The sequence below is a fragment of the Deltaproteobacteria bacterium genome, assembly GCA_026388545.1.
In the GTDB taxonomy this organism is placed as follows: Bacteria; Desulfobacterota; Syntrophia; order Syntrophales; family UBA2185; genus JAPLJS01.
The window spans coordinates 30,672-53,240 of the sequence record JAPLJS010000104.1; the positions used below are offsets into that span (position 1 = coordinate 30,672).

Here is a 22,569-nt window from a genome sequence, read left to right on the forward strand (position 1 = left end):
TATGAAGAAAAAAGTAAATTTGGGTGTTCTTGTCTCCGGGAGCGGCTCAAATCTCCAGTCTATCATAGACAGCATAGCAAGAGGTTTCCTGGATGCTGATATTAATGTTGTGATAAGCAACAACCCCGATGCATATGCTCTTGTAAGAGCAAAAAAACATAATATTACATCAGTTATTATCAAACATACTGATTTCGAAACCAGGGAAAATTGTGATCAGAAAATAATCGATGTCCTTAAAGCATACTCTGTTGAACTGGTTGTAATGGCAGGGTTTATGAGAATTTTAAGCCCTCTTTTTCTGAATGCGTTTCCCATGAAAATTTTGAATATACATCCCGCAATTCTTCCTGCTTTTCCCGGTATCAACGCTCAGAAAAGGGCTGCTGAATACGGTGTAAAGTTTTCCGGCTGTTCTGTTCATTTTGCCGACGAGGGTATAGACTCCGGCCCTGTTATTATTCAAGCCGTCGTTCCGGCTTATGACGATGACACCGAGGATACCCTTGCCGCAAGAATACTCAAAGAAGAACACAGAATTTATCCTCAGGCCATTCAATTTTACGCCGAAGGCAGAATTGAAATAATAGGAAGAAAAGTCAGAATAAAAGGCAGTAAGAGGATACCCGAAACACCACTTTATAATCCTCCCCTGACAGTTTTTTAACACGCCTACAGTGATATGCCTTGGGAAATGAAATGCGGGCAATCTAAGAACTCAATGTTTACTAATATCTCAATAAAGTGTCTGTTTAAAACATGTACGATACTATTGTCATCGGTAGTGATTTAAGCTCGCTCATCGCGGCTGCAATACTTTCTCACCAGGGAAAGAAAACGGTTCTTTTATCCGAAGGCGATAATCAATATGGCTTCTCGGAATCAGGTTATACCTTCACTATCGATCCCTCCCCATTGGTCGGCTTCGGCCCAACACAGATAATGTCCCGTCTATTAGCGGATCTTGCCATACCTATCGAGGAATTCGCCGGTCTCCATTTGTTGAATCCCGGTCTCCAAATTATCCTTCCCGATCACAGAATAGATTGTTTTTATGATCGAGAAGCACTCCTTAATGATATGGAAAGAGAGTTTGCCAATCAGGCTCAGGATATTCGCAAGGTATATGCATCGTTTTTGAAGATGAGTGATCTTGTGCATCAGTGGATCAGTGAAAAACCATATATTTATCCGAAAAACTATAAAGAACTTGTCGAGCTTTTGAAAAAGATTCCATCATTAATAAAGGAACGATTGTCATGTTCAAAAGCATTTCGTACAATTAAAAATGATCCTGCATTAGCGAGAGTATTTGAGACAGAAATCGCCCTCCTTTCAAACGCTTATAGAGACCCTATGAGACCCCTTTGTCCCTTGTCGGCCTATACCCTTTCCCTTCCCTTAAGGGGACTATATTATCATAAGGGCGGCAATGAATTACTCTTTCGATTACTCACATCAAGATTTGAGGATTCCGGAGGTCGTCTTATAAAAAATTGTTCTGTCATCAGAATTAACTTAAATAAAGAAGTTGATGTCGATATTGACACTACGGATACATTGTCAAATATCAGGGGAAGATATCTCATCGCAAGTACAAAATGGGAAAAATTTCGATTGCTTCTCCTTAATGACCGGAAATTACGGCGTCTGGAAAGAAGGCTTACGTTGGTTAAAGCGGCATACCATCCTTTCACTTTGCACATAGGCGTTCTTGAAAAAGGCATTCCCGAAAAAATGGCGAATTACGTTGCCATTATTGATGAGCAAAACAGACCCGTTATGGATAATAATCTCGTTTTTGTTGAGATCAGCGACTCCGGCGATGCTGAACGAGCCCCTTTCGGGAAACGGGCATTAAGCGCGACTGTTTTTGTAAAAGAATCTCCACTGGTATTGAACAATCAAGAACTCAAAGATATTTCAGAAACTGTGCTCAGAAAGCTTGAGACATTCCTTCCTTTCCTTGCGGAAAATATCGATTTCCTTAATATCGACAAATCTATCGAATTATCAAGAAAGTATCAGGATGTGGCAAATCAGAAGTATCGTTTGCGGTCCGAATCTTTTTTCGGTATGGTAAATATGCCCAATAAGACACCACTACGTAATGTCACTATGACTGGAGGGATGTTACTGGCAGGTCTTGGTTTTGAGGGAGAAATACTATCCGGCATGAATGCGGCTCATTCAATTTTGGAACAGGAGGGGAAAAAATATGGATAATGATTTTACCATTCATGATCTGGGGGAGAAAACCATTCCATCACCGGTAAACGTCAGTTATTATACGTGCGATAGCAAGCGGATCCTTTTTAATATTTACCTTGAGCACTATAAAGATTTAACTGCGCCGGACGGTACTCCTCTCTCAATTGAGGTGGCTGGTCCACGGGAAAAGATTTTTTTTGACCCTGCCCAGACCAAGGCAGCAATTGTTACCTGCGGAGGCCTCTGCCCCGGCATCAATGACGTCATCAGGGCAATTGTAATGGAGCTCTTTTACCGGTACGGAGTGAAAAACGTAGTGGGAATTAAATATGGATTCCAGGGTTTAATACCAAAATACGGTCACCAGGCAATGGTACTGACGCCTGATTTTGTTAAAGATATCCATACATTTGGAGGAAGTATTCTTTCTTCATCACGCGGTATGCAGGAGCCTGCCGAAATTGTAAATACATTAAAACGCATGAATGTGGATATACTTTTCTGCATAGGTGGAGACGGCACCATGAGAGGCGCCGGATTCATTGGAGAAGAGATAGCGAAGAGACAACTCAGTATAAGCGTGATCGGTATACCGAAGACCATCGACAACGACCTCAACCTTATTCAAAAAACATTCGGATTTGATACGGCCATCTCAGAAGCAGTAAAGGCTCTCCAGTGTGCACACGCGGAAGCGCAAGGCGCCCCCATGGGCATTGGTCTTGTTAAGATCATGGGGCGCCAATCCGGCCACATTGCCGCGGGCGCCGCTCTGGCGCAGGGAGATGTCAATTTCGTGTTGATTCCGGAAGTGCCCTTCGATCTGGAAGGAGAAAACGGTTTCTTCAGGGTCCTGGAGAACCGCCTTAAAAATAGTGGACATTGTGTCATCCTCGCTGCGGAAGGTGCGGGCCAGGATCATATTCTTAAAGGTAATGAAGCCATTGAAAAGGACGCATCGGGCAATGTTAAGCTTTTGGATATTGGCACATTTTTAAAGACACACACAGAAGAGTATTTCAAGAAAATCGGCTTGGAGATTAACCTTAAATATATAGACCCGAGTTATACAATTCGAAGTGTCCCTGCCAATGCCAGTGATGCTATCTACTGCGGAGCCCTCGGTCAATATGCAGTTCATGCGGGTATGGCAGGGAAAACAAGGATGCTGGTCGGGCTGATAAAAGACGAATACGTTCACATCCCTTTCCGGATGGTCGCGTCAGGCTCTAAGGTCAATCCTGAGGGCAATATATGGATGCGCGTTCTCGAAACAACCGGACAGCCGCCTTCCATGAAAAATTAGGGACAATAAAGACGGCATTTTCGTAAAAAGTCGGGTTCCATTTACCCTCTCCCATCAAGGGAGAGGGTAAGGGTGAGGGTGACTTACATGCCTTCGTGGTGTCAGCACAGGGCATGAAGGTAATAAAAACCTGATATTCATAGGTGACTTACAAATAAACGGCAGGACTTTGCTGTCGAGTCGCATACGTTTCTACAACGAGATATTCCAGACTTTGAGTGGCAATCAAAGATATATTCTCTGGCCACCCATTTTGCCGTTGACAAATTATTGTTTTCTACTATAATTAACAGACAATTGCTTGTTCTTACCCTGTTTCTCTCATCTATTCAAACGGTACGTTACTCCTCCTAATACTCACTTACTTCTTGATTATCAAACTGTCGTTACAATTGCAGTAAAATGTCCTCTTATTCTTTGATGAACACAAATCAATAATCGAAAGGGGGATCGAAAGACGACATCAACAATAAGTAGAACTTTCATAATCTCCCACAAACAGAACTCAGCCTGGCGGAACTGGTGAAGGAGCAATACGGCCTTTATATAGGCAGGTATCGGTGAAATTCGTGTCGTTTGCGGCAAAAACTCGACAAGGAGGTTTTGAGATGGCATTGAAAGCAGCATTCATTTTCTTGGCGCCGGACGTTGACCCGGCGAAACATCGCTCTACAGTAATGACGCCTGCAGTGGAATTGACGGCCGTCGCGGCCCGTGATTATGCCGAGGCGGAGAAGGTAGCCCAATCATTGGTGGCCGAAGGCGTGCAGGCGATCGAGTTGTGCGGTGGGTTCGGCAACGTAGGAACGGCTCGGATCGTCAAGGCGGTCGCCGGCAAGGCGGCAGTTGGGGCCGTTCGCTTCGATGGACACCCCGGGCTGGGGGGCAAAAGCGGCGATGAGCTGTTTGAAGGATAAATAGTGTGGACTTGATTACTTATACCACCCCTGTCTGGGTGGAAAAAGCAGAAATAAACTTTTATAAGAAAAAAGGAGGCAAACTATGGCTGAAATCACCAAGGACAAGCTGCTCTGGATCTATGAACGTATGCGGTTCATTCGCGAGTTCGAAAACCGGGCAGCCGAGTTGTTTGCGCAGGGTAAGGTGCCGGGTTTTGTGCACCTGTACGCCGGCGAAGAGGCCATCGCCGTCGGGGTATGCGCCCTTCTGAGCGACCGCGATTATATCACTTCGACGCACCGCGGCCACGGCCACTGCATCGCCAAGGGCGTGGACATCAAGGCGATGATGTGCGAGCTGTACGGAAAAAAGAACGGCTCATGCAAAGGTAAGGGCGGCTCGATGCACATCGCCGATGTAGACAAAGGCATGTTGGGCGCGAACGGAATCGTCGGCGCAGGCGGTCCGTTGGCCTGTGGTGCGGGCTTGACTGCCAAGGTCAAAGGAACGGATCAGGTGACCGTCTGCTTCTTTGGCGACGGCGCTGCCGCGCAGGGCACGATGCACGAGTCCATGAACCTGGCGTCCATCTGGAAACTGCCGGTGATCTTTGTCTGCGAAAACAACGGCTATGCCCAGACGACGCCATCGTGCTACCACTGCGCCGCCGCGGACATTGCCGACCGGGCGACGGCTTACAACATGCCGGGCTTTAGTGTGGACGGCACCGACCTGTTCGCCGTCTATGAAGCCGCCGGTGAAGCTATCGCGCGGGCGCGGCGAGGCGAGGGGCCAACGCTTATCGAGTGCAAAGCTTTCCGCTACTATGGTCACTTCGAGGGCGATAACCTGAGCTATTTCACGGAAGAGGAAAGGGCCGGGCAAAAGACGCGCGACCCGATTGACAAGTTCACCAAGCGCGTGACCGAGCGCAAACTGTTGTCGGAAGCCGAACTGGCCAAAATTGACGCCCGCGCCAAGGAGGTCCTTGACGAGGCCATCCAATTAGCCGAGCAATCGCCTTATCCAGCCCTGGAAGAGGTCCTGACCGACGTTTATGTAAGCTACTAGGAGGTGTTGTCATGACTACCCGAATTATTTCTTACCGTGAAGCAATCAATGAGGCCATCCGGCTAGAGATGCGACGTGACTCCGCTGTGATTCTGATGGGCGAGGACGTGGCGGGCGGCGCGGCTACGCATCTGGAGGAAAAGGGCGAGGAAGCGTGGGGCGGTGACCTGGGCGTCACCAAGGGCCTCGTCCAAGAGTTTGGCCGGTCGCGCGTGAGAGACACACCCATCAGCGAATCGTCGTTCATCGGCGCGGCCGTCGGCGCGGCTTCCACCGGTCTGCGCCCCATCGCCGAGTTGATGTTTGTAGACTTTTTAGGCGTGTGCCTGGATCAGATTTTCAACCAGGGCGGCAAGATGCGCTACATGTTCGGCGGCAAGGCCAAGGTGCCGATGGTGATCCGCACGCTGTACGGCGCCGGCTTTCGCGCAGCCGCCCAGCACTCGGCTGTGCTGTATTCGATCTTTACACACATGCCAGGCCTCAAGGTCGTCGCGCCTTCCACACCATACAATGCCAAGGGCCTGCTCATGGCGGCCATCCGCGACGACGACCCGGTGATTTACATGGAGCATCTCGTACTCCTCGACTCGTCGGGACCGGTGCCTGAGGGCGAATATATCGTCCCGCTCGGCAAGGCCGAGATCGCCCGCACCGGCAAGGACGTGACCGTGGTCGCCATCGGTCGCATGAGGCTGTTTGCCCTGCAAGCGGCAGAAGCTCTGGCCAAGGACGGTATTGACGTCGAAGTTGTTGACCCGCAAAGTCTCTCACCGCTGGACGAAAGCACCATTCTCGAATCGGTCAAAAAGACTCACCGTCTGGTGGTCGTGGACGAGAGCAATCCGCGCTGCAGTGTCGCCAATGACATTGTCACGCTGGCCGCTCAGCAGGCATTTGCCTACCTGGACTCGGCGCCGCGAACGGTCACGGCACCGCACACGCCGGTACCATTTAGCCCTCCGCTGGAGGATGCCTATATTCCCAGCCCGGCCAAAATCGTTGCCGCAGTCAAGGAGGCTGTCGCATAACTATGGTTGTCACTCAGCTATCAGTTTTTGGCCAAATACACATAACGTGCTCAGGCTGACGGCTGATAGCTAAGTGCTTTTAAGGGCAATACCGCCCAAGTATCTTATGCTTTCATAAAACTGTCTGGTGACATTCGAAAGCTCCGGATGTAATCTACGGAGCGGAGCATTGTAAAGAACAAAGAAAGACACTCCATGTCGCATGTAGGGATCATCGCCAACCCGGCTTCCGGTAAGGACATCCGCCGCCTGGTCGCCCATGCGTCGGTGTTCAATAACAACGAAAAGGTCAACATCCTGCAACGGGTGCTGCTGGCCCTGGACGCCATCGGCATTGATCGGGTGAGCATCATGCCCGATTACTATGGCATCGGAGAAAGGGCGTTGGATATGTTGAGACTGTCCTCGCTGCGCGCCGACATTCTGGATATGCCGATGATATCAACCGACGAGGATTCGACTACGGCGGCAAGGCGGCTGAGCGAGATGAATGTCGGCAGCATCGTGGTCTTGGGCGGCGATGGCACTAACCGCGTCGTAGGGAAAGGTAGCGGCTGCGTCCCCATCGTCACGATCTCTACCGGCACCAACAACGTCTTTCCTGTGATGGTCGAAGGCACCATCGCGGGGATGGCCGCCGGTTTGGTCGCGCTGGGCGCGGTGGATGCGGAGGCAGTGACTTATCAAGCCAAGCGGCTGGAAGTGTATATTGACGGCGAGCTGGTGGACATTGCGCTGGTGGACGTACTGTCCAGTTGTGATCTGTGGATTGCCACGCGGGCCATCTGGGACCACAGCCACATCCAGGAAATTGTCCTGGCGCGCGCCGAGCCGGGCAGCATCGGCCTGTCGTCGGTCGGCAGTTGCTTTCAGGCGCTGAGCGCCCGCGATGGGTATGGGATGTACCTGGCGCTCGGTCCAGGCGGCACACAGGTGCTCGCCCCGATAGGGCCGGGCTTGGTCACGCGAGTCCCCGTTCGGGAACACCACCTGGTGCCTGTTGGAAGCACGGTGACGCTGAGTTCCAATCCCTGCACCATTGCCCTCGATGGCGAGCGCTCTATAGAGGTGTACGGCACGCGGACGATCACCGTCCGACTGACGAATAATGGCCCCCGCGTCGTGGATATTGCCCGTTGCATGGAAGAAGCCACCCGCTGCGGAGTTTTTCAACGGCTTGGCAACTCGAAAGAGAGGGACTGATCTGTGGCGATCAAGATAATCATGCCCAAGTTAGGTATGGCGATGACCGAAGGAATTGTCGCCAAGTGGAACAAGCGCGACGGCGACTGGGTGAACAAGGACGAAGAGATCGCCGTCGTGATGAGCAAAAAAATCACTTACAAGCTCAAAGCGCCCGAGTCGGGCGTGCTGCGCATCATTGTCAGGGAGAAAGAAACGCGGCCCATAAACTCAGTCATCGCTTTTATTACTGCGCCCGGCGAGCCGGTCCCGGCAGTCGAGGATGTCGCTCCGGCAGCCGCCGCTACGGCTGTGACGACTGAGGTTCCCGCGCCGGCCGCTCCACCCCCGGCCAAGCCCGGCTTTGTGTTGGCTTCCCCGGCTGCCCGCCGACTGGCAAAGGAGAAGGGAATTGACCTGGCTCAAGCGAAAGGCACCGGGCCCGATGGCATGGTGACCGAGACAGACGTAACGCGCTTTATCGATGAAATCGCTCAAGCCGCCGAGGTGCTGGCGACATCGGCGGCCCGTAAGCTCGCCGAGCAGCGCGGTCTTAAACTGGCCGAGATCCCCGGCACCGGCATCGGCGGACGGATCACCGAGCAGGATGTTCTGGCTTTTGAAGCGCAGGCTAAGGCCCCGTCATCAGCCGCGCCGACAGAGGCGGCCACGCCTGCAGCCCGCGTCTTCCCGTTCGCCGGGATGCGCCAGGCCATCGCCGAACACATGGTCGAGAGCCTGCACAACATGGCTCAACTGACCATGATGATGGAAGTGGACGTCACCGACCTGGTCAGGTTGCGCGAGCAGGTCAAGGCTGATTTTGATGTGACATACACTGATTTGGCGGTCAAGGCCGTAGCCAAGACGCTCAAACTTCATCCTATGCTGAACGCGACGCTCATCGGCGACGAGGTTCATCAGATCGAGTCCATTCACATCGGCGTCGCCGTGGCGCTGCAAGATGGGCTGATTGTCCCCGTTGTGTGCGACGCCGACAAGCGGACAGTGCAGGAAATCGCCCGGGAAGTCCGGCGACTGGCGCAGGGAGCGCGGGAAGACACGCTGACGGTGGACGAAGTGATGGGCAGCACCTTCACCATCACCAACCTGGGCGCCTATGGCATTGACGGCTTTACGCCCATCATTAATTCGCCGGAGGCCGCGATCATGGGCGTGGGCCGGATCGTCGAGCGGGTGGTCGTCCACGACGACCAGATCGCCCGGCGGAAAATGATGGTGCTCAGCCTGACAATAGATCATCGCCTGATTGACGGCGCGACGGGCGCCGAGTTCATGCGGTCGCTCAAGGAGATGATAGAGAATCCGTACCGGCTGCTTGTGTGAGGATTGCCCGGTGGATGTGTAACCGGAAAGCTTGAACCATGGACGCCATTCGCTTGCTCGACCTGGGGCATGTTCCGCCGATTCGTTCGCAAACGATTTACCACGCCGTTGCCTACGCTCTTGACGGGAACACGCACGACACCATCATTCTCGTCGCGCCGAGCGAGCCATACGTCTGCATCGGCTTTCATCAGGAACTCGAAAAAGAAATAGATGTAGAGTACTGCCACGCGCACGGATTGCCGATGGTTCGACGCGAAGTTGGCGGCGGCGCGGTGTATCTCGATAAGAACCAATTGTTTATGCAGTGGGTTTTTCACCGAGACTTGCTGCCGTGCGACATTAACGAGCGCTTTGCGCTGTATGTCAAGCCGCTCGTCGAAACGTATCACACGATTGGCATCCCCGCACACTATCGTCCCATCAATGACGTACACGTGGAGGGCAAAAAAATAGGCGGCACGGGCGCGGCGCAGATGGGCATGGCCGAAGTCGTCGTCGGATCGCTGATGTTCGATTTCAATTTCGAGTTGATGTCGCAAGTGCTCAAGGTCTCGTCGGAAAAGATGCGCGACAAAATTTTCCAGTCGCTCAACGAGTACATGACGACGATGACGCGTCAGCTCGGCTATACGCCTGACCGCGACGCCGTTATCAAGATTTATATGGGAAAGGCGCAAGCCACACTCGGACGCCCCATCTTGCGCGGCGAGCTGACCGCCAGGGAGCTTGCGCTTGCAGTGGAACTTGACGAGCAATTTGTGACGGACGAGTGGCTGTACCAAAAGGGGGGCTTGCGGCAAGCCGGAGTCAAGATTCACCAGGATGTGCGCGTGCGGGAAGTGGCTTTGAAAACGCCGGGAGGCCTCATCCGTGTGACCGCCCGGGTGCGCGACGGGCGGATTGACGATGTAACGCTCTCCGGCGATTTCACGATGCTGCCCAAGTTCGCGCCGGGCGTGCTCGAACAGGCGTTGCGCGGGACGGCGTTGGAAGCGAGCGCCGTCCGGGCACGCATCGAAGATATGTATCGCAGCATCGCCATTCAATCGCCAGGCCTGACAACCGGCGATTTAACAAACGCGATCATGCTTCTCGCGCAGCAGTGACATATCTGCCACGGACAGTTCAAACCCTTTATGCACTACCGGCGGCACAGGAATGTACCGCCTATCGATAGACGGGGTTTTCTTTGAAAAACAACATTATGTCATTTCGACCTCTTAAACTTCCCTCCCCTGGTGGGAGGGATTGAGGGAGGGGGAAATAGAACGTAATGATATTTATGTGTTTTTCACCCTCACCCTGCCCCTCTCCCATCGAGGGAGAGGGAATATAAAGTATTTTACATCAATAACCTCGATGCGAAAAACGAGGTCAGTTGCCCGTAATGACAATGGAGGTTTTTATGCCGGATATCATCGTTATAGGAGGGGGACCGGGTGGGACTGCCGCCGCGACTCGCGCCGCACAGCTTGGCGCGCAGGTGACCGTGATTGAGCGTGCACACCTGGGCGGTAACTGCGTCAATAACAACTGCATCCCCTTGACCAGCCTGCTGGCGAGCGTCGAGTTGTACCGGCGCATCGGCCAGGCCGGTGACATGGGCATCCAGGTAGGACCAGCCTCGCTCAATGTGCCCGGGATGATTGCTCGCAAGGATCGCATCGTTCAAGATTTGCGCGAGGGGATAACGGGCCTGCTGCCGACCTTTGGCATCGAGATCGTTCAGGGCCAGGCCCGTCTCGTGGATGCGAAGACGGTCGAGGTGGATGGACAACGCTTGCGGGCAACCCGCGCCATCATCCTGGCGACCGGGGCGCGGTGGGCGCCGTTGCCGCCTGGCGTGGAGGATGTCCTGCGGCCCGACGAGGCGATCAAGCTCGACTCGGTGCCGGGCCGGCTGCTCATCTGGGGCGGGGGTGCGTCTGACATCGAGTTTGCCACGTTATATGCCGCGCTGGGCAGCCAGGTGACGCTCGCCGTGGACGGGCCATACCCCTTGCCCATGGAAGATTACGAAATCGGTCAGCGGCTCCAGGGCATCTTGCAGAACCAGGGCATCCAGGTGATGAACGACGTCCGCGTCAAGTCCGCGATGCGCACCGGCGGGGGGTTGGATGTCACCCTGTCCGGTTTGAAGGGCGAGACTCCGGTCGTGGTGGACAAATTGCTATGGGCCGGTCGCGTCCCGGCGACCAACGGGCTGGGATTGGAGGAGGCAGGTGTCAAACTGGCCGACGGCGCCGTCATCGTGGACGCCCGCATGCAGACGAGCGTGCCGTGCGTCTATGCCCTGGGCGATCTGACCGGCGGGCGGATGTATTCCTCGCTGGCAACGGCCGGGGGTCTGGTGGCCGCGGAAAACGCGATGGGACGCAATCGCCGCCTGGATCAACGCGCGGTGCCGCGCTATGCGTTCTCGATCCCCGAAGTCGCTACCGTCGGCCTGACCGAAGACGAGGCAACTGACAAGGGCTACGACGTTGAGGTCGCCAACATCGCCTATGGAACAAACACGCGGGCGATGGGCCTGGGCGAGGTCGAAGGCGGCATCAAGTTCGTCACCGACCGCAAGCTGGGCAAGGTCTTGGGCGTTCACATCGTCGGCCACCGGGCGACCGAATTGATCGCCGAAGCGACACTGGGTATCCAGCTCGAAGCCCTGGCTGAGGATTTTGCGTGGGCTATCCGGATTCACCCGACGCTGAGCGAGAGTATGGTGGAGGCCGGGCGAGCGATCCTTGGCCAGGCGTTGACGCCCGCCGTCGGGGTGACATGGGAGATGCGCTGCTTCTCGTCGAGCACCCGCCGGTCATCACGCTGGGTTGTGCAGGCGGAAGCGAAGATTTGCGTGCATCCTCCGACTATCTCCGGCAACTCGGCATTGAAGTCATCCCAACCGAGCGCGGTGGACGCATGACGTATCACGGCCCGGGCCAACTGGTTGTTTATCCAATCCTGAAATTGCCGAACGATGACCTGCATGATTATCTATGGCGATTGGAGCAGGTCGCGCTGGAGGTTCTGAACGAATGGGACATCGCCGCCAGGCGTGTCGAGCGGCACCCGGGCGTATGGATCGGACGAGACAAGATCGCGGCAGTGGGCGTGGCGGTGCAGGATCGGGTGACGACTCACGGACTGGCGCTCAATGTTGATCCCGACATGGCACACTTTCAGTTGATCGTCCCGTGCGGCTTGAACAGCCGTGGCGTCACATCCATGCGGGCAGTCCTGGGGAAGCCAGTGGCGATGGAGGAAGTCGAACACAGTTTCGCTGCTGCCTTTAGCCGCGTGTTCATGCGCCAGGTCGCGCCGCGTTTGATGCCCGGGCCATGGCTGGTTGCTCCCGCGCCCCAGGAAGCGACGGCGAGAATTGAGCAATTGGTCGCCGATTTGAGTTTACATACTGTTTGCCAGGAAGCCGCCTGTCCGAACATCGGTGAATGTTGGGCGCGGGGCACGGCCACGTTCATGCTGCTCGGCAATGTGTGTACTCGTCACTGTCGCTTTTGCAACGTGAAATCCGGCCACCCGCTTCCACCCGATCCACAGGAACCTTGCCGTGTCGCCGAGGCGGCTGTGAGAATGGGTCTGCATCATGTCGTCTTCACCTCGGTCACGCGCGACGACCTGCCCGATGGCGGCGCCGGCCAGTTCGTCTTGACCATCCAGGCCATTCGTAACCGCTTGCCCGGTACGACGGTCGAGGTACTTGTTCCCGATTTCTGCGGGTCGCTCCCGGCTCTGGACACTGTGGCCGCCGCACGGCCCGATGTGTTCAATCACAATGTTGAGACCGTCGAGCGGCTGTCTAACAAAGTGCGGGCCAAGGCCGGGTATCGCCGTTCGCTGGCCGTGCTGGCCTGGGCCAAACAGCGAAGACTGACAACCAAATCAGGGTTGATGGTCGGCCTGGGCGAGACGTGCGGTGAAGTGATCGAGACAATGCGTGACCTGCGCCGCTCCGGTTGCGACATTCTGACCATCGGCCAGTATCTTCAGCCGACGAGCCGGCAAATCGAGGTGGCCGATCACGTCCACCCGGTCGTGTTCGCGTGGTATCGTGAGGTAGGTCAAGCCCTGGGTTTTCAAATGGTCATGGCCGAGCCTTTAGTGCGCAGCTCGTACCATGCGGAAGAAGTCCGGGCAGGGAAAATGATGCCCGGTGTTTTCAGTTCAGGAGCTGTTGGCAACTCCACAAGTAGAGAACTTTGAATTTCTAATTGAATCCTTTCTTCGTCATTCCGGGCGTGACCCGAAATCCAGTTATTTCATATAGTTCTGGATTCCGGCTTCCGCCGGAATGACGTGAGGGGGTATTTTTCAAAGGTCTTAAGTAGTCTATGCAAGGAGGGATAAACAATGGACATGGGATTAAAAGGAAGGGTAGCGCTGGTCACCGGGGCCAGCCGGGGCATCGGTAAGGCTTGCGCCCTGGTACTGGCCGGAGAAGGGTGCGACGTGGCCATCTGCGCTCGCGGTAAGGAAGCCTTAGAGAAGGCGGCCGAGGAGATCAAATCCAAGGGGATGCAGGTCCTCGCCATCCAGGCAGATGTCTCTAAACCGGAAGACATCAAGAGCATGGTAGCCAAGACCATCGAAAAGTTCGGGCGCATTGATGTCTTGGTGAACAATGCCGGTACAGGCCGGTTGAGCGACTTGATGCAGCTTCCCGAGGAAGAGTTCCGTTATAACATGGACCTGATGTTCTTCGGCCTCATTCAGTGCTCCAAGGAGGTCGTCCCGTGCATGCGGAAGCAGGGCTGGGGACGGATCATCAATATCTCCTCGATCTTCGGGAAGCAACCGGGCGGCCTGGTGGACTATGACTCTATCAAAGCAGCCGTGATCATGTTCACCAAGGATCTGGCCAACTATCTGGCCAAGGATAACATCCTGGTAAACGCTGTCTGCCCCGGGCCCATCCACACACCGCTGTGGGAGGGCCCCGGACAACTGGGTGAGCAACTGGGCAAGCTCATTGGGATGTCAGGGCCGGAAGCCATTGACTGGTTCGCCAAGCAGAACATCCCCCTGGGACATCACGGCGATCCGGAAGATATCGCCTGCATGGTGGCCTTCCTGGCCTCGGAGAAAGCCAAGTTCATCACCGGTGGCCTTTAAAGCTCTTTGGCCGCTGCATCAAAGAATTAAGGGGTTTATTAAATAAGAAAAAAGGAGGTGTCACTATGACAAAGGGAAAAGTAAATTGGGAATGGGTAAACGAGTGGAAAAAAGACCCTACTCCTTTGGGAGGACATGAAGAGTTCCAATGCATCTGGATTCCGTATGGCCTTCCGGAGATTGTTGATCCCGTCAATACTAAATACGGTATTGGGGTTGAGGTTCAGCCGAAGTGGAACATTCCCAAAAAAGTATTTGTGTCTCAGACCATTGTTGGAGCCTTTTACAGTAAGAAGGGTAACCCAAATCACCCCATCGAACCGGATGAAATTAAAGAGCAGGCTTTGGCATGCCTTGAAGCGGGAGCTCCGAACGTACATATTCATGTTCGGGATAAGGACGGATACAATGTGTTGGATCCCGAACTTTTTCACTACGTGATTGACCCCATAAGGAAACAGTATCCTGATAGGATCGTGTGCGGATGTATGGTCCCATTTCAGAAAGGCGAATGGCCAAAAATGATCGAGTGTTTACAAGATGGGCTCTTTGATCAGACACCCATTAATAGTGTGGCCGCCTACTGTGGAGATACCGTCTTTGTGAAACCGCCTCATGTCATGATTGAAAAGACGCGAATTTGCCAGGAACTCGGCGTCAAACCGCAAGTTGCTGTTTACAGTGACGGTGATATCGACAACGCGAATCGATATCTAATTAAGACCGGGCTTCTGGAGAAACCCTATTACTGGATTATTCTCCCGACGCTCCCCGGCGGCTCGCCAATGCAGAATCCCAAAGCTATGGTTGAAGTACTGATGCACTATACAAACAGAATAAAGGAAATCGATGAAGGTTCTCAAATTGTTGTCTGTGCATCCGGCAGGGCATCATCGTTCCTCACGGCTTTTGCCCTCCTTCTTGGCCTTCATATTCGGGTTGGTATGGAGGATTCCGTATGGAGATGGCCACATCGAGATGACAAAATTAAGAACAATCTCGAAACCTACCTGGCAGCCAAGCAAATGATTGAGCTCCTTGGACGTGAGATCATTGCGCCCGCTGAATTTCGAAAGTTAATGGGAATGAGAAAGCCGGGTGGAAAACTCAAAGGGTAGAAAAAATAACATGTGATAGTAGATGGTGCGATAGAGGTATCTCATTTTTTGAGAAAGGGGGGTATACCCCCCTTTCTTCTCTTTAAAAGGAGGGGTGTATGTTGGACTTATTGAAAGAACTTATTTTCCAACCCGGCCTTTCCGGTTACGAATCACCGATAAGAGATTTTATCATAAAGAGAATTGAAAAGTTCACGGCGCCGAAGGTTGATCCTGTGGGAAATGTGACGGCTACTATCGGAGCCGGAACTCCCAGAATTCTTTTCGCCTCCCACATGGACGAAATCGGGATGGTCGTCAGTTATATTGAAGATGATGGTTTTTTAAGAATCCGGAAAGTGGGCATGGTTGATGACAGGATTTTGATCGGTCGTACTGTCGAAATTATTAGTGAGGGCGGTAAAGTTCCGGGTGTCATCGGGATAAGACCACCCCATCTTTACACCTCCCTGGAGGATTTTGAACGTCTTCGTGAAGTTCCGACCTGGGACAAGATCTTTGTCGATATCGGCGCCTCCTCAAGAAAAGAAGCAGAATCTCTGGGAACTAAGATCATGAGCCCCATAATATTTAAAAAAGATTTTATTATTTTAAACCAAAATCGTTGCGCGGCACGGGCTATCGATGACCGATTCGGATGCGCCTTGTTGATTAAATTGTTGGAAGAGGCATACAAGAAAAAACTTGATTCTGAAATAACCTTCGCCTGGACGGTTCAAGAAGAGATTGGCGCAATTGGCGGGCAGGTTCTCGCAAGCAGGGGGCTATGGGACGTCATGTTTGCCGTCGATTCCTATTCCAGCGCCGATGTACCGGGGATTCCTTTTCACTATGGTCCATCTGTACTCGGAAATGGACCTATTTTGCGGATGATGGATCACCACTCAATTTCAACTCCGGAACTGGCCCGGTGGGTTATAAGCCTCAGCAAGAAAGAGGCAATTTCCCTCCAAACAGGCCCTACCGGCGGATACACCGACGGCAAGCATTTTCTTTCACGAGGGATACCAATGTTAATGATTTCGATACCAGTCCGGTATATGCACTCACCCGTCGAAATGATCGACCTGCGGGACATGGAAGGGTTGTTTCAACTCCTTTTAAAGATTGTGGTGGCCGAAAAGAAAGACCTGCGGAAGATTGCAGGAGTGAATAGTAGGAAAGCATAGATGAATAACCTGGGCCGGAAGGGGATGTTTTGTGCCTGTAAATGATATGCTTGACGTTTCTAAAGCTATTGTAACGTGTTTGATGCATTGATCGGGAATCCCGAAAAATGACCTCGAAAAGGGACAAAATTTTAAAATCGGTGATAACATTCCCTACCATTCCGGCTGACCGCGTGACCGAGGACGCCATCGAGCGCAAGCTGTATTCGCGCGACCTGGCCCCTGTCCCGGCCATCATGGTCAAGCCGTTTTTCCTGACGCTGCCCGATGCCGTCATCCGGCCCGGCACCGCCGAGCACGTGGCCGAGGTGATGCGCCATGCCGCGCGCGAGCGCATCCCGGTCACACCCCGCGCCGCCGCCAGCACTAGCTACTATAACTCCGTGCCCGTGCGTGGGGGATGGGTGCTGGATGTGAATGACCTGCGCGATGGAATCGAGCTGGACGCCGCGCGGCAGACCGTTCGAGTGCTGCCGGCCACCACCTGGTTTGATCTGGATGACGCCTTGCAACAGAGGGGCTTTGCCGTCAAGTCGTATCCGTCAAGCGCGGTCTCGGCGACTGTCGGCGGTTGGGTGAGTATGCAGGGTCACGGCATGGGCAGTCTCAAGTACGGCGGAGTGGGCGAGCTACTGGTCAGCTTGCAAGTGGCGCTGCCGAATGGCGAGCTGGTCAACGTCACGCGCGAAAGCGATCCGCCGCTCGACTGGTTCGTCGCCGCCGAAGGCACCTTGGGCGTGATCACCCAGGTTGAACTGACCATCCGCCCGCGTCCTGCCGCTGAGTCTCATCACCTGTTCGCCTTCGATGACCTGAACACACTCGGCCGGAACGTCGTCTCGCTCGCCCGCGCTGAGCCACGCCCCTTCACCATCTTTTTCGCCGACAGCGGCTACCTGCGCCTGCTGGCGCGCGCCGGGTTCCACATTCCGCTCGACTTGCCGCAGTCACATTTTCCTGTCAGCGAGAAAAGCTTGCTCCTGGTAAGTTTCCAGGGCGAGCCGTATGAGGTCAATCAGGGCAAAGACAGGCTGACCCGTGTGGCGGGGTGCGAGCTGTCTTCCGACCTGGCGCTGGAGGAATGGAATCTGCGCCTGTATCACCTGCGCGCCAAGCGGGCCGGGCCAACGCTTTTGGCTGCCGAATCGTGGCTGCCGATAGACGCGCTGCACCACTACCTCAAGTCGGTCAAGGCCCTGGCCGAACGCAGCCGTTTGCTGATCGGTACTTATGGCCTGGCCGTCGCACCGGACATGGCCCTGGTCATGTCTCTCTATCCGACCGACGAGCGACGTACAGTAAAATACCTGGCGGCGCTTGGATTCACCAAGCGGTTGCACGACCTGGCCGCGCGCTATGGTGGGTGGCCCTACGGTGTCGGGCTGTGGAACTCGGCCTACCTGCCCCGGTTGTTCAGCCGGACTCGATTGTCCGAGCTCAGGCGGCGCAAGGCGCGGCTTGATCCGTCGGGCATCATGAATCCAGGCAAGTTGTATCAGGCGTCGTTCCCGTTGTGGCCGATCACGTTTGGCATAGGAGCTACAGTGCTTGGCGCGGCGCACATCGCACTGGGAAGGGAGCGGCCATGAAGGATCAGGCCTTTTTCGAAGGACTGATGGCCGAAGCAGTCATCTGCGCTTACTGCGGCTATTGCCGGGCGGTCTGCCCGACCTACGCGGGCGTCGGCTGGGAATCATGCTCGCCACGCGGCCGCATTCAACTCACCCGGCTGATCATGGAGGGAACACCGCCGACCGCAGATCAGATGACGCGGCTCTACCAATGCACGCTGTGCGGACACTGCACCCAGGTCTGCTCAACGCGCATTGATCTGCGCCGGTTCTGGCTGGAGGCGCGCAGGCAAACAGTCGCGCGAGACCTGTCGCCCCAAGGGTTGGCGGCGGCGCGCGATAACGTCGCCAAGACCGGCAACGTCTATGGCTACCCGAACGACGAACGGGCCGGCTGGGTCGAGTATATGGATGATGCCCCCGCCGATCTCTACCAACGGGATCAGGCCGGGATGGTCTATTTTGTCGGCTGTTTGACGTCCTTTTCGCCGAGCGTCCAGCGCATCGCCGAGGCGTTTGTCCGCGTACTCGAAGCCGCCGGGGTGGATTTCACGATCCTGGGCGAAGGCGAAATCTGCTGCGGCTTTCCGCTGCTTGCCGCCGGGATGCATGAACAGGCGCACGCGGTGATTGAGCGCAACCTGGAACATGTCCGCGCGATCGGCGCAACAACCATCGTCTTTAACTGCCCGGCCTGCCGGATGATGTGGCTTGAAGAATACGCTCGCCATTTGCCCGGCGTGCGGCTGCTCCACTCGACCGAGTTGCTGGCAGAGTTGACTGCTGCCCAACGGTTGCCGATGAAGGATGTAAAACGAATAGTCACGTACCACGATCCGTGCGACCTGGCGCGTAATGGTGGGGTGTATGATGCGCCGCGCGCGGTGCTGGCGGCAATCCCGGGTCTGCAGCTCATCGAGGTACACGAGCGGCGCGAGCGGGGGCTGTGTTGCGGCGGCGGCGGCGACCTGGAAATGGTAGACCCGGCGTTGACCGGGCGCGTGGCGGCGCGAACGGCAGGCAAGCTGGCTGCAACCGGCGCACAGGTCATCGTGACCGCCTGCCCACAGTGCGTGCGGACGTTGACGCGCGGAGCAGAGCAAACCGCTCCCGATGTCACAGTGAAAGACATCGTAGAATTGCTGGCCGAGGCCCTGGACAAATGACCCTTATCACTATTACGAGAATAGCCACCGTATATTCCCCCCTTTAGCAAAGGAGGGTTGGGGGGATTTGATAATCGTTAGAAAAATCCCCCTGTATCCCCCTTTACAAAGGGGGACGTATCAGGATAAAGTTATTTTCAATTTTTTATGGATTTCCACCGGAGCCTGCCCTCGAATGCACTTATCGGGGGTGGGAATGACGAAAAGGAGGCATTTTTCAAAGGTCTCACAATTAAGGAGGTCCGTATGGCTCAAGTCGAAGGAATCAATTTGCCGGATGAACTCTATTACCATCCGGATGATCACCTGTGGATGCGCATGGAAGGCACACGGGCAACCGTTGGGCTAAATGACCTGGCCCAGCGATCAGCCGGAGCGGTGACCGCCGTCCGGCTCAAGCCGCCGGGCCGGCCCATTGCCAAGGGCAAGCCGTTCGGAACGATGGAAGCGGGCAAGTACGTCGGGCCACTCAGAGCGCCCATCGCGGGACAGGTAATCGAAATCAACCCGGAGGTCATGAATAAGCCGGGTTTGTTGAACTCGGATCCTTACGGCAAAGGCTGGCTGATTCTCATCGAGCCAGAGAATGCAGAGCGCGATTTGCCCGACCTGATGCATGGCGATGCCACTCAGACGTGGCTGGAGAAAACCATCGCCGATTGGCGCAAACGAGGATTACTGAAGAGTTAAGTTGGAGGATAAATTTGACGGTTTCGTCTCAAATTGTCATTCCTACGAAAATAGATTCCATATTCCCCTTTTAGAAAAGGGGGACCTATCAGGAAAAAATTCTTTTCTTTGTTAATTCTTTCCATAAGGTGGACACCTACCATAAAGGGGCTGCGATTTGCAGCCCCTTTATTTTTTAAAACCTTCGTCCAGGCACTTTTTGATCAATTATCCACCTATAACTATCTCTTTCTAATCGCCAATAGATAAACTAACTTCCGCATAATACTTTAGCGCTTTTAAAATCCCTCCCACCCTCCCTTTACCAAAGGGAGGAGTTGATGGTTTCCCCCTGCAACGATTCTTCCCTTCTTGACCGCTCCGGTGGAAAGTGTTTTATTACATAAACGATGAACGGGGATCTGGAAAAAAGAATCCAAACATTGGCACAGTTGATGTGTGAGTCCCACTACTTGGTAGTTTTCACGGGCGCAGGGATAAGTACAGAGTCGGGAATCTCCGATTTCAGAGGCCCGTTTCCTCTTCCTCTTGAACCCGCCTGAGCAGTAGCGGGATTAACCCATGATTGGTGATTTTCAGTATTTTAAGATTTCCAAGATGACGGACACTGTCAAATTACGTTTTGCCATGAATATCGGTAACAAATACTATCGTTCATATCCGACTATCGGTCCGGTTTATTGATTACAGGATCAAAGGGGCAAAGCCTGAACCTTTATTCTTCCGCTCAAGAAGAAAGTGAATGTTTTTTTGTAATTCTTACCAACCCGATTTTCCTTTTTACAATAGATTTCTTTTGTAATTCGTGATAATAAAAAAAACGTATGTATCAGCAGCGATTATGTTTCTGAACCATATAAACCCTGCGTGAGGGTGCCATGGATTGATTATTGAAACCCCGTTTCTCAAAAGAGTGCGGGGTTTTGTTGAATAAGAGTAAATAAATAGTTAGGCGCTGATCACGTAAATGAAAGGAGGACAAAATGGCTACTTCAAATTTGGGCAGAAGTTACACAGTTCATGGAGGTGATGAACGTATGGCATCTCACACAAAACACCTGTCGTTTTTCGGTGCCACTGTTATGGCGTTTGCTTGTGCAATCTTGTTGGCGGCGCAATCCGCTCTGGCGCTGGATATTTCCTTTCGCAGCTTTAGTGGCTCGGCGGCAATCGGCCCTCCCGCGGATGAATATGCCGCCAAGCTGCTGAGCATTTCGACGACCGTTCTCGGTAAGGCCGGGGAGGTCAAGTTCACCAAGTACACGCCGACCCCGGCGATTCCCAAAAAGTTCAAAGATATTGTGGCCGCCGTCGGCGCTGGGGGACCTTTGGCGGGAGGGAAAGGGTTCGACGCCGCCTATATTTCGGGATCGGACCTCAACCCGGCATGGGGGTTTATTTACAATTCGGCAGTTCCCTTCGGCCCCAACTTCGATGAGTTCATAGGCTTTCTCTATGGGAAGTCGATCGAAGGCACAGAGAGCGGCCTCGACCTGCTCCGGCAAATACTTGACAAAAGCGGCAAGAACGTTGTGGCGGTTCCCATTGTCGGAAGCAGTCAACAGGGCTCCGGCTACTTCATGCTGCCGATAGGTAATGTCGGATCAACGGCCGGCGTCGGCTTGGCCGGGTTGTGTCAGCAGAACTGGACGTTCCGCTACCTCCCGCCGGCTCAGTACGTTCTCGATCGCGCATGTGACAACCTGGTAGCGGGTGGCGTGATTCCGAAAAAGAACATCAAGTTTATCACGGCCATCGCCGGGGGTGGGTCTCTGGTCAAGGCCGTGGTCGACGGCCAGATTCAGGCGTATGAATTCGCTACTCCCCTCGACGACTTCTCACAGCTTTTCGGACTTCCCGAGGGAAATCCCGGTACTGTGGGGACTCGGTACCTGCACTTCCCCGGCTGGCACCAGCAGTTCCTGATCACCTACATGATCATCAATAAGAGCGTATGGAACAAGTTAAGCCCGGCCCAGCAGGCGCTTGTCATGAGCGTTGGTCGCGACCACGTCCTGTCGTCGTATGGCGAAAACCTCAGACAGCAAGGCGCCAAGCTGAAGCAGATCCTGACGGCCAATGATGCTGACAAGAATCCCGATAACGACCTGGAGCTCGTGCAGTGGCCTCAGAGCGATCTGGCGCTGCTCAGAGATGCGACCATACAGTTCCTGAACGCTCGGATCTCCAATGTGACACTCAGCGAACAAGACCGGAAGGACTACGGCAAGATCCTCGAATCGCTGAGGAAATACGTCAGCAGTAACAACGGGTACTGGAAGGTGCGTGAAGTACCCAGCGCGCTTCGTTTCCAAGGCTGGTACGATCCAGATGGCAAGAAGAGTTGGGATCAGACCCTGAAGTAAACCCTGTCTATTGCACCTTGTCAAAGGCTAATCGAATGTTGGTCAGAAATTTGCTGCCCAACCACAACTAAGGGACACGGCAAAAAGCCGCCGCGCCCCTTAACTTGGCGTTAAGAGGCATTTCCGGAAATCTTCGATTCATGATAAAATCTTGTCTACAACCTTTGTACAAGAGCTTAGATTTATTTGAATTTAACCAAGTTCAGACTTACTGATAGCAAATACTAATGTGCATAGTTGCTAATCGAATTAATTTATTGAATTCGGGATGAAAGGCGCAAAGTCTTGACAGCTTATTTTCTGTTCAGGTA

18 protein-coding genes are annotated in these 22,569 nt (G+C 53.9%); all 18 read left to right on the forward strand.

Going from position 1 to position 22,569, the window contains the following annotated elements; translation table 11 throughout:
- Window position 1 precedes the first annotated feature (1 nt).
- Entirely contained in the window at window positions 2–667 is a 666-nt protein-coding gene (gene purN / locus NTW12_12050; protein MCX5847066.1) for a phosphoribosylglycinamide formyltransferase, read from the forward strand.
- Between the two features lie 92 nt (window positions 668–759).
- Window positions 760–2,226: a hypothetical protein gene (locus tag NTW12_12055; protein MCX5847067.1), complete on the forward strand. Its 1,467-nt coding sequence runs from the start codon at window positions 760–762 to the stop codon at window positions 2,224–2,226.
- Entirely contained in the window at window positions 2,219–3,517 is a 1,299-nt protein-coding gene (locus tag NTW12_12060; GenBank protein ID MCX5847068.1) for an ATP-dependent 6-phosphofructokinase, read from the forward strand. Before NTW12_12055 ends, NTW12_12060 begins: the two co-directional genes overlap by 8 nt.
- 608 nt (window positions 3,518–4,125) lie before the next feature.
- Complete coding sequence (locus NTW12_12065; GenBank protein MCX5847069.1) at window positions 4,126–4,434, forward strand: DUF6506 family protein; 309 nt, start codon at window positions 4,126–4,128, stop codon at window positions 4,432–4,434.
- Between the two features lie 85 nt (window positions 4,435–4,519).
- Entirely contained in the window at window positions 4,520–5,488 is a 969-nt protein-coding gene (locus NTW12_12070; protein MCX5847070.1) for a thiamine pyrophosphate-dependent dehydrogenase E1 component subunit alpha, read from the forward strand.
- 11 nt (window positions 5,489–5,499) lie between these two features.
- A complete protein-coding gene (locus NTW12_12075; protein ID MCX5847071.1) occupies window positions 5,500–6,519 on the forward strand; it encodes an alpha-ketoacid dehydrogenase subunit beta in 1,020 nt (339 codons plus the stop codon).
- 195 nt (window positions 6,520–6,714) lie between these two features.
- Complete coding sequence (locus tag NTW12_12080; protein ID MCX5847072.1) at window positions 6,715–7,722, forward strand: NAD(+)/NADH kinase; 1,008 nt, start codon at window positions 6,715–6,717, stop codon at window positions 7,720–7,722.
- A gap of 3 nt (window positions 7,723–7,725) precedes the next feature.
- A complete protein-coding gene (locus tag NTW12_12085; protein ID MCX5847073.1) occupies window positions 7,726–9,048 on the forward strand; it encodes a dihydrolipoamide acetyltransferase family protein in 1,323 nt (440 codons plus the stop codon).
- Window positions 9,049–9,086: 38 nt separating this feature from the next.
- A complete protein-coding gene (locus tag NTW12_12090; GenBank protein ID MCX5847074.1) occupies window positions 9,087–10,157 on the forward strand; it encodes a lipoate--protein ligase in 1,071 nt (356 codons plus the stop codon).
- 299 nt (window positions 10,158–10,456) lie between these two features.
- Window positions 10,457–11,971, forward strand: coding sequence for an FAD-dependent oxidoreductase (locus tag NTW12_12095; protein ID MCX5847075.1), 1,515 nt, complete (start codon window positions 10,457–10,459; stop codon window positions 11,969–11,971).
- Complete coding sequence (lipA, locus tag NTW12_12100) at window positions 11,866–13,269, forward strand: lipoyl synthase (GenBank protein ID MCX5847076.1); 1,404 nt, start codon at window positions 11,866–11,868, stop codon at window positions 13,267–13,269. Before NTW12_12095 ends, lipA begins: the two co-directional genes overlap by 106 nt.
- Before the next feature lie 147 nt (window positions 13,270–13,416).
- Entirely contained in the window at window positions 13,417–14,178 is a 762-nt protein-coding gene (locus NTW12_12105; protein MCX5847077.1) for an SDR family oxidoreductase, read from the forward strand.
- Between the two features lie 65 nt (window positions 14,179–14,243).
- Entirely contained in the window at window positions 14,244–15,296 is a 1,053-nt protein-coding gene (locus tag NTW12_12110) for a 3-keto-5-aminohexanoate cleavage protein (protein ID MCX5847078.1), read from the forward strand.
- A gap of 98 nt (window positions 15,297–15,394) precedes the next feature.
- Complete coding sequence (locus tag NTW12_12115; protein ID MCX5847079.1) at window positions 15,395–16,465, forward strand: M20/M25/M40 family metallo-hydrolase; 1,071 nt, start codon at window positions 15,395–15,397, stop codon at window positions 16,463–16,465.
- Window positions 16,466–16,572: 107 nt separating this feature from the next.
- On the forward strand, window positions 16,573–18,054 hold the full coding sequence (locus NTW12_12120) for an FAD-binding oxidoreductase (GenBank protein MCX5847080.1): 1,482 nt from the start codon (window positions 16,573–16,575) through the stop codon (window positions 18,052–18,054).
- A complete protein-coding gene (locus NTW12_12125; protein MCX5847081.1) occupies window positions 18,051–19,202 on the forward strand; it encodes a (Fe-S)-binding protein in 1,152 nt (383 codons plus the stop codon). The genes NTW12_12120 and NTW12_12125 overlap by 4 nt, the downstream gene beginning before the upstream one ends.
- A 246-nt stretch (window positions 19,203–19,448) precedes the next feature.
- Window positions 19,449–19,892: a glycine cleavage system protein H gene (locus tag NTW12_12130; GenBank protein MCX5847082.1), complete on the forward strand. Its 444-nt coding sequence runs from the start codon at window positions 19,449–19,451 to the stop codon at window positions 19,890–19,892.
- Window positions 19,893–20,875: 983 nt separating this feature from the next.
- Window positions 20,876–22,258 carry a hypothetical protein gene (locus tag NTW12_12135; GenBank protein ID MCX5847083.1) on the forward strand — a complete coding sequence of 461 codons (1,383 nt, stop codon included), beginning with the start codon at window positions 20,876–20,878 and terminating at the stop codon, window positions 22,256–22,258.
- Window positions 22,259–22,569: the final 311 nt, after the last annotated feature.

What these genes read in the sequence shown, in the direction of transcription:
- NTW12_12070 (MCX5847070.1), top strand. Translation starts at nt 4,520, where the DNA reads ATGGCTGAAATCACCAAGGACAAGCTGCTCTGGATCTATGAACGTATG.
- NTW12_12120 (MCX5847080.1), top strand. Translation starts at nt 16,573, where the DNA reads ATGACCTCGAAAAGGGACAAAATTTTAAAATCGGTGATAACATTCCCT.
- NTW12_12055 (MCX5847067.1), top strand. Translation starts at nt 760, where the DNA reads ATGTACGATACTATTGTCATCGGTAGTGATTTAAGCTCGCTCATCGCG.
- NTW12_12080 (MCX5847072.1), top strand. Translation starts at nt 6,715, where the DNA reads ATGTCGCATGTAGGGATCATCGCCAACCCGGCTTCCGGTAAGGACATC.
- NTW12_12110 (MCX5847078.1), top strand. Translation starts at nt 14,244, where the DNA reads ATGACAAAGGGAAAAGTAAATTGGGAATGGGTAAACGAGTGGAAAAAA.
- purN (MCX5847066.1), top strand. Translation starts at nt 2, where the DNA reads ATGAAGAAAAAAGTAAATTTGGGTGTTCTTGTCTCCGGGAGCGGCTCA.
- NTW12_12090 (MCX5847074.1), top strand. Translation starts at nt 9,087, where the DNA reads ATGGACGCCATTCGCTTGCTCGACCTGGGGCATGTTCCGCCGATTCGT.
- NTW12_12125 (MCX5847081.1), top strand. Translation starts at nt 18,051, where the DNA reads ATGAAGGATCAGGCCTTTTTCGAAGGACTGATGGCCGAAGCAGTCATC.
- NTW12_12075 (MCX5847071.1), top strand. Translation starts at nt 5,500, where the DNA reads ATGACTACCCGAATTATTTCTTACCGTGAAGCAATCAATGAGGCCATC.
- NTW12_12130 (MCX5847082.1), top strand. Translation starts at nt 19,449, where the DNA reads ATGGCTCAAGTCGAAGGAATCAATTTGCCGGATGAACTCTATTACCAT.
- NTW12_12060 (MCX5847068.1), top strand. Translation starts at nt 2,219, where the DNA reads ATGGATAATGATTTTACCATTCATGATCTGGGGGAGAAAACCATTCCA.
- NTW12_12135 (MCX5847083.1), top strand. Translation starts at nt 20,876, where the DNA reads ATGGCTACTTCAAATTTGGGCAGAAGTTACACAGTTCATGGAGGTGAT.
- NTW12_12105 (MCX5847077.1), top strand. Translation starts at nt 13,417, where the DNA reads ATGGACATGGGATTAAAAGGAAGGGTAGCGCTGGTCACCGGGGCCAGC.
- NTW12_12115 (MCX5847079.1), top strand. Translation starts at nt 15,395, where the DNA reads ATGTTGGACTTATTGAAAGAACTTATTTTCCAACCCGGCCTTTCCGGT.
- NTW12_12065 (MCX5847069.1), top strand. Translation starts at nt 4,126, where the DNA reads ATGGCATTGAAAGCAGCATTCATTTTCTTGGCGCCGGACGTTGACCCG.
- NTW12_12095 (MCX5847075.1), top strand. Translation starts at nt 10,457, where the DNA reads ATGCCGGATATCATCGTTATAGGAGGGGGACCGGGTGGGACTGCCGCC.